The following is a 3,316-nucleotide window of genomic DNA, read 5'->3' on the forward strand; positions in this document are numbered from 1 at the left end:
ACTGGAAATTCTATCGGAGAGAGCTCTTACTACTAATATACGAGGAGGGGTGACTATGAGAATCCCTGCATTACCGCAGCCAAAAGATGTTGAAAAAAAGAAAAAAGAGTCGGTGTGGAAACATATTCAAAATGCCGTCATAAAAAGGTTAAGTCGAAAACATAAATTTTTTCGTTTACCTCCAAGAGATTAAAGCTGTTCTATGAGTAATGTAGAACAGCTTTTCTTTTTCTATAGTAAAAAGGCTTTTTTCGTAGGACCCACGATATAAAGCTCATGCATTGCTCTTGTTAAAGCGACATATAGAAGTTTTCGGTCTATAACGGTATCGGCATAGGGGATTGAAAACGCTGCAACAATCACTGCATCAAATTCTAACCCTTTCGCTAAGTGGCTTGGTAGGACGAGAAGTTTAGAGGTGCCGAGCTCAGATGTCTCTGTTAACACTTCAGCATCAATATCATGATTCAGAAGCATTTCTGTAAAGAAAGCTGCTTCATTAGACGTTTTACAAATGAGTGCAACGGAATGATGCCCGTTTTGTTTTAAAGATTCATAAATCTCCTTTATTTGTTTTGGATTAAAGGTCTCACTTTGAACGAAGGATGGACTTTTACCATGGCGTACGACCGGTTCAACTAATGGGAGGTTTTCATTCATTTTCGCTAGTATTTGATTAGCAACTTCCATAATCTCAATGGTAGTTCGATAGCTTTTTTGCAATGTAAAGAAGTTTGCCCTTGGGAAGAGCTTCAAAACAGAATCCCACTCTGTTAATGAGCGATAGCTGTGAATTCCTTGAGCTAAGTCCCCCACAAGAGTAAACATATCAGTTTCAAGTCCCGATTTTAGCGCTGCTAGTTGAAACAAGCTGTAGTCTTGGACTTCATCAATAAATAAGACTCTCATTTTCCACTCTTCTTTTATCCCTTTTATTTGTGCATGTAAGTAAAAAAGTGCCGCTAAATCCTCTAATGCCCATTTTTCCTTTGTATGAGCCTGGATAAAGCGTTCTTGCTCTTCAAAAGACCATTCCGGTGCTAGCTCTCGTAGTGCTAAACGATCTGTCAAAAACGTTCTATACATTGTTTTGATTTTTACTTTTTCAAAGCGTCGCATATAGGTTGAAACGGTTGATTTAATTTCCGTCTTAATTTGTGGGATTCGTGCGTCTCGCTCATCAATGAATTTTGTTACGTATTCTCGACGTTTATCAGGATCTCTAAATCCATTTAACGCTTTGCCAATCATCTCTTCGTAGCGTGCATTTAATGAAGATAAAACCGATTTTGCTTTTCTTTTCACTTCAGTTTGAATCACCTTTTTAATCCGCTCAAGACGTTTTTCAATAGGCATATAGCTAAACTCAAATAAAAAGAGTTTTTTTAAGTGACTACCACGCATAATTTTATATTTTTCAATGTATACATCTTCATCAAACAATGCAGCAAGCTTCATCTCATGCATTTTGATTAATCGATCTAAAAGCTCTTTGTATTGCAAGGAACCTTTTATTTTTGGAATGTTAAAGGAGGGGAGTGTATGATCATTTCCTTCAATCAGCTGTTCTAGCTGTTCATTAGGGTCTTGTAATTTTAATTTGATACCCGTTGCATTTTGAACATATTCTGCAAAAGTTGTTTGGCAAATTCGCTCTACCCCAAGTTCAGGAAGAACCTCGCCAATGTAATCTATAAAAAGCTTATTTGGCGCTAAAATCATAAGCTGTTCAGGATTAAAATGCTCCCCCATTGTATATAAAAAATAGGATATTCGGTGCAAGGCAATCGTTGTTTTACCACTACCAGCAGCTCCTTGAACTAGAATAGGCTGGCGTAAGTGGGCTCTAATGATTTCATTTTGTTCTTGTTGAATTGTTGCAACGATTTCGGTAAGCCTTACATCTGCTTTTCCAGAAAGAGCTTCTTGCAGCAAGTCATCGTTTGTTGTTAAATCAACATCCTGAAAGCTTACTAAATTACCGTCTTCAATTTTGTATTGCCGTTTAGCAAATAAATGACCTGAATATTCTTCTTCACGAACACGATAAGTAACGTCACCAAGACGCCCATCATAATAGACATTTGCCACAGGTGAACGCCAATCAACAATAATCGGTTCAAAGGTTTCATTATGAATAAGTGAAGTTTTTCCAATATATAAAAACTCCTCTGCCTCATTAGGACGTTGAAAGTGAATGCGGGCAAAATAAGGCTTTTGCTTAACAGCTTCTAGACTTTCCTTTTGAGTGCGTGCCAGTTCGAAAAAACGGGAATTCGTTAAAATGTTGATAAAGCTATCACTTGAGTCTAAATATTCAACATTTGCCATGGATTCTTGGATTTTAATATTAGCAGATTGTAAATCTTCCTGTGATTTTCTAAGGATATCTTCCATGTATCTTATTGTGTAGGCTAATCGTTCCACTTCCTTCGGGTATTCTGGATGTGAAGTGATTATTTCTTGGTTATTTCCTTTTGCTTCTGTCATCGTAAAACCCCTCCACTCTAGGCAATGAAATCACAAATTACATATAAATTTAATCTTACTAAAGTTTAGAAGTGAAGTGAAGCTAGAGCAATATAAGAGTTATGTACAAAAATAAACCCCTCGATTTCAACAGTTGAGTGAAAATCGAGGGCATTTTTTATCGTTTTATAAACATTTGTGTCCAGTAGTTTCCATCAGGATCATATCCTACACCGATTTCGGTATAAGTGCCATTTAAAATGTTTGCTCGATGACCGCTACTATTCATCCATGCTTTTACCACCTCGGCAGCTGTTCTTTGTCCTTGTGCAATGTTTTCAGCAGCTGCACTGTGACTAATTCCGAAGTTTTTAATCATATCAAATGGTGACCCGTAAGTTGGGGATGTATGCGAGAAATAGTTTTTATCGCTCATATCCTCAGATTTATAACGTGCTACACGAGATAGCTCCCAATTTTGTTTTAATGGTGGTAATCCTTGTTTTGCACGTTCTTGATTTGTTAAAGCAATTACTTCATTTTCGATTGCTTTAATATTATCAATATTAGGGATTTTAATTTTTTGTCCTGGATAAATTAAATTAGGATTCGGCAGTGGGTTTGCATCCAATATGTTTTGGAATCCAATTTAGAATTTCACTGCTATTTTCCAAAGACTATCACCCTTTTGTACAACATAATCATCGAAACCTTGAGCTGAAGTTACCACTGGGAAACTAAATAGCACGACAACAATTGCTAGTATAAGTCTTTTCATTTTCTCACCACCTTGAAATTAAGCGTATTGTCAAAAATAATTTATATAAATCGCTAATAAATGTTGATT

General features: G+C 36.4%; 4 protein-coding genes. 1 reads left to right on the forward strand and 3 read right to left on the reverse strand.

What is annotated here, in order from left to right; genetic code table 11:
• Positions 1-55 precede the first annotated feature (55 nt).
• A complete protein-coding gene (locus CD30_RS20235) occupies positions 56-193 on the forward strand; it encodes a hypothetical protein (protein WP_156962320.1) in 138 nt (45 codons plus the stop codon).
• Positions 194-231: 38 nt separating this feature from the next.
• Here CD30_RS20235 and helD read toward each other — a convergent pair whose 3' ends face one another.
• From helD to CD30_RS20780, 3 genes are all read right to left on the reverse strand, one after another.
• Positions 232-2,490, reverse strand: coding sequence for an RNA polymerase recycling motor HelD (gene helD, locus CD30_RS18720; RefSeq protein ID WP_052126327.1), 2,259 nt, complete (start codon positions 2,488-2,490; stop codon positions 232-234).
• A 157-nt stretch (positions 2,491-2,647) separates the two neighbouring features.
• Complete coding sequence (locus tag CD30_RS18725) at positions 2,648-3,100, reverse strand: CAP domain-containing protein (RefSeq protein ID WP_408056824.1); 453 nt, start codon at positions 3,098-3,100, stop codon at positions 2,648-2,650.
• 18 nt (positions 3,101-3,118) lie between these two features.
• Positions 3,119-3,247 carry a LysM peptidoglycan-binding domain-containing protein gene (locus CD30_RS20780; protein WP_408056825.1) on the reverse strand — a complete coding sequence of 43 codons (129 nt, stop codon included), beginning with the start codon at positions 3,245-3,247 and terminating at the stop codon, positions 3,119-3,121.
• Positions 3,248-3,316 lie beyond the last annotated feature (69 nt).

It is taken from the genome of Ureibacillus massiliensis 4400831 = CIP 108448 = CCUG 49529 (genome assembly GCF_000772965.1).
In the GTDB taxonomy this organism is placed as follows: Bacteria; Bacillota; Bacilli; order Bacillales_A; family Planococcaceae; genus Ureibacillus; species Ureibacillus massiliensis.

Coding starts and splice junctions, on each gene's coding strand:
- CD30_RS20780 (WP_408056825.1), bottom strand. CDS start 3,247: ATGAAAAGACTTATACTAGCAATTGTTGTCGTGCTATTTAGTTTCCCA.
- CD30_RS20235 (WP_156962320.1), top strand. CDS start 56: ATGAGAATCCCTGCATTACCGCAGCCAAAAGATGTTGAAAAAAAGAAA.
- helD (WP_052126327.1), bottom strand. CDS start 2,490: ATGACAGAAGCAAAAGGAAATAACCAAGAAATAATCACTTCACATCCA.